The sequence below is a fragment of the Microvirga sp. GN3 genome, assembly GCF_055792825.1.
Genome location: NZ_JBVVAK010000320.1, coordinates 1 through 3,243, shown reverse-complemented (window position 1 = coordinate 3,243; position 3,243 = coordinate 1). Strand labels below are relative to the sequence as shown.

Below are 3,243 nucleotides of genomic sequence, written 5' to 3'. Positions count from 1 at the left end.
TCGCGCGGCTGATCAAAGACGCCCGTCAGGGGCGGATGCGGATCGAACTCGACCTCAAGCGCCTTGACAGTTTTGGCGATCGGCTCGACAGCGCCATCGATCGCGTCACCGTTGGCGTGATGACAGCATCGCTGGTGATTGGGTCCTCGATTGTGATGACGGTGCCAGGCGGACCGACCGTCTTTGGTCTGTCGCTCCTCACCCTGTTCGGATTGGCTGGGTACGTGATCGCCTTCATCAACAGCCTCTGGATCATTGTCTCGATCTGGCGCTCCGGTCGACGCTGATGACTTAAGTTCATAAGAGGGGGCGGATCTGCGCTTGCTACACATCTGGATCGCCTCAGCGCGATGGTGGAATGGAAACGTGTGGTCAGCGCCACTGTCGATTTGCACTTCATAATGGGACTGGTGGTCGCTGATAGATCAACGACCTAGATGCTTAGCCTCCTACATTGATCCGACCGACCTTGCTATTTCTGCCCCTACCAGTCGAACCTTAGAGTGCCCTTTGGACGAGCGGGCGTTATCTTTTTACGGAGGCCAGATTGTTCACGACAATGAGCCTCGTGCCTCCGACCTATACTCGATGCTCTGGTGACATTATGATGGGCAGGGCCCAAGGGAGACCGACATGCTCACGGGTCAGCTTGCACTCCTTGTCGCTGCCGTGTTCTCCGGCGCAGCCCTCTACATCAATGTCGCCGAGCAGCCCGCTCGCCTGGGACTGGACGACCGATCCCTGCTGGCCGAGTGGAAGCCGTCTTATAAGCACGGCTTGGCCATGCAGGCTCCTCTGGCCGTCGTAGGCTTCCTGTTCGGGCTCATCGCATGGTGGCAGACCGGACACGTCGGCTGGCTTCTCGGCGCGCTGTTCATGATCGCCAACTGGCCCGTGACGTTCTTCGCCATCATGCCCACGAACAGCAGGCTTATGACAACCGATCCTGCAGCCGCCGGTCCTGAGAGCAGAGCGATGATCAAGCGGTGGGGCTCGCTTCACGCGATTCGCACCACGCTCGGGGTGGCAGCGTCACTCGCTTTCCTTGGGGCATCCCTCTCCTGAAGAGGCGCTCAGCCGAGGCAGGAGCCCGGCAGTCTGGAACATAACCGTCGGGCCTCGCGAAGAGCGTCTGCAGGGATAAGCTCATGCCCATTGCTTCGCTGAAGCTTCTGCCGTCATGTACTGCCGATCCGTGACTCCGCCAGTAACCTTGAGGATCTCACTCCAAGCCCAAGATCTCCTCGCTTCCCATGCTCCGTGTGCTCCTGGTACTCACTCCCTCGTCGAGTTGGAACGCGATCTTCAGGATCACCCGAAACTGGGTGACCTGCTCGTTCTCCACCACCGCCTCGAACTCCTTGACCCAGACGGAGCGAATGTTGCGCAAGGTCTGTGCGGCGCGCTCGACCGCTTGGCGCGTCGCATCCTCCCAGCTGTCCGGCGACTGGGATGACAACTCCACCATTTTCACGATCGACATAGGTCCCTCCTTCGCTCCGGCGCCTGAGCGGCGCCTCACGGGACAAGCCCATATAAGAGCGGCCGTTCCTGGTCAGGGAAGCGTCTCCCGGGCCCCATTCCCTTGCACGTGGCTATCTGCACAACGCTGGTGCCCGAGACCCTCAGGCAACCCGGCTGCTTCGGTCGATCCTATGTCGGCAAACATGATATTCTGGCGCGGCCTGACCGGGGTTCGAAGCGGATTGGTCCCATGACGCACCGTTACGTTCAGCAATTGCAGAAAGCACGCGAGCGGCTGGTCGCGCACCGGCGCGAGATGGCCGAGATCATCATCAACACGGCGGCCTTCATTCCCGAGAGAGCCGTCGAGTTCACGGAGATCCAGAACGCGATCAAGTCGATTGATGAGGCAATCGAAGATGAAGGCAGGCTGGCCGGCACTGTCTCTCGTGATGAAGAGGACGTTTAGCGCATTGTGTGGCCCCGAAGGATTGACGCGAACCTCTGGTTCCGTCCCGAACGATGCGCCAGCTCAGGAGTGGAGCAGTGGTCCTGACCCGTCAAACTGGTCCATTCCGAGGACAACTTTTCCGGGCATTTTGATCCTTGAGGAGGGTCAGTGCCATGAAGAAGTCGCGCGGAAGGCGCGCTGACCTCTGACCAGAGGGCCCTGGGTTCGACTCGCAGCGCGCTTACCGCCCCAAATCCTTAACCAGCGTGGGTTACTGCTTTCTCCATCACAATGATCCCTCGTCGGATCTGCTCTCGGGTCAAGCCAAGGATAGCCGCAGATACGCTTGGGGCCGTGCGCCTTAGGTTCCACCTGACGGCGAACTCCTGGGGGCATGCGCCCGTTGTGGCCGTCCTGACATTGCCTCATCGTGGACACAGATAGCCCCGTGCACCGTCCGACGTGCACCGCGTGCCGTTCGGCAAGGTCACGCCGCCTGTCCCGTCGGGGGCGACGTAGGCGCCGTTCGGGAGACGGAAGCCGCCCGTCCCGTCTCCTGCCGCCGTCGTGCCATCGGGCAGGACGTAGCCGCCGGCCCCACTGGAGACGATATGCTTCGCATTGGAGGGCGCGGGGGCGATCGGCGGGGCCGCCAAAACAGCTCCGTTGCATTAACCTTGGCGTTATAACGAGGGACGGTCATCTGAGGAGCCGCCCTGTTGTCCCTGTTCAAGCGCCGTCGCTTTCCGGCTGAGATCATCCTGCTGTGCGTTCGCTGGTACTGCAAATACGGTACAGCTATCGCGATCTCGCCGAGATGATGCGGGAGCGTGGTGTCGAGGTCGACCCATCTACGATTTTTCGTTGGGTTCAGCACTACGCGCCGGAAATCGAGAAGCGGGTTCGGCAGCATCAGGGTTCCCGTTTCGGCTCGTGGCGTGTGGATGAGACGTACGTGCGGGTCGGAGGGCCTGGAAGTATCTGTTCCGGGCGGTCGACAAGCACGGGCAGCTGATCGACTTCATGCTCTCCAACCGCCGGAACACCCGAGCCGCTTATCGTTTCTTGCGCAAAGCCCTCAAGCTGATGAGCGACTATCCTCCATCCTCGATCACGACCGATAGACTGGCCTCTTATCCGAAGGCCATCCGACGCTTACAAAGCGAAGGGCTGTTGCCGAAAGATTTCGAGCACCGGACCTCTAAATATCTCACGGATGTTTTCGACAAGCTCTTTTTGTCAGATCGTGCTATTTTCCTCGTGCACGGGTGACCACGTGGCCAAGAGCGGGTGCAGGGATGCAAGCCCGTCACGTCGCCTTCGATAAG

Annotated in this window: 6 protein-coding genes; 4 read left to right on the top strand and 2 right to left on the bottom strand. The window is 60.3% G+C overall.

Annotation, left to right across the window (positions count from 1 at the left end; all coding sequences use genetic code 11):
* Both ACS5Q1_RS47235 and ACS5Q1_RS47230 read left to right on the top strand, forming a co-directional pair.
* The coding region (locus tag ACS5Q1_RS47235) for a hypothetical protein (protein WP_473104682.1) at positions 1–287 on the top strand (287 nt) is incomplete at its 5' end.
* A 346-nt stretch (positions 288–633) separates the two neighbouring features.
* The gene (locus ACS5Q1_RS47230) at positions 634–1,065 is read left to right on the top strand and encodes an anthrone oxygenase family protein (protein ID WP_473104681.1); all 432 of its coding nucleotides are present in this window, start codon (positions 634–636) and stop codon (positions 1,063–1,065) included.
* A gap of 157 nt (positions 1,066–1,222) precedes the next feature.
* On the opposite strand, the gene ACS5Q1_RS47225 is transcribed toward ACS5Q1_RS47230, so the two are convergent.
* Positions 1,223–1,483: a dodecin family protein gene (locus tag ACS5Q1_RS47225; RefSeq protein ID WP_473104680.1), complete on the bottom strand. Its 261-nt coding sequence runs from the start codon at positions 1,481–1,483 to the stop codon at positions 1,223–1,225.
* A 231-nt stretch (positions 1,484–1,714) separates the two neighbouring features.
* On the opposite strand from ACS5Q1_RS47225, the gene ACS5Q1_RS47220 reads away from it, so the two are divergent.
* Entirely contained in the window at positions 1,715–1,933 is a 219-nt protein-coding gene (locus ACS5Q1_RS47220) for a hypothetical protein (RefSeq protein ID WP_473104679.1), read from the top strand.
* Positions 1,934–2,340: 407 nt separating this feature from the next.
* On the opposite strand, the gene ACS5Q1_RS47215 is transcribed toward ACS5Q1_RS47220, so the two are convergent.
* Positions 2,341–2,571 (bottom strand): hypothetical protein, encoded by a 231-nt coding sequence (locus ACS5Q1_RS47215; RefSeq protein ID WP_473104678.1) that lies wholly within the window; start codon positions 2,569–2,571, stop codon positions 2,341–2,343.
* 325 nt (positions 2,572–2,896) lie between these two features.
* Here ACS5Q1_RS47215 and ACS5Q1_RS47210 point away from each other — a divergent pair, with 325 nt between their 5' ends.
* A complete protein-coding gene (locus ACS5Q1_RS47210) occupies positions 2,897–3,187 on the top strand; it encodes a DDE-type integrase/transposase/recombinase (RefSeq protein ID WP_473104683.1) in 291 nt (96 codons plus the stop codon).
* Positions 3,188–3,243: the final 56 nt, after the last annotated feature.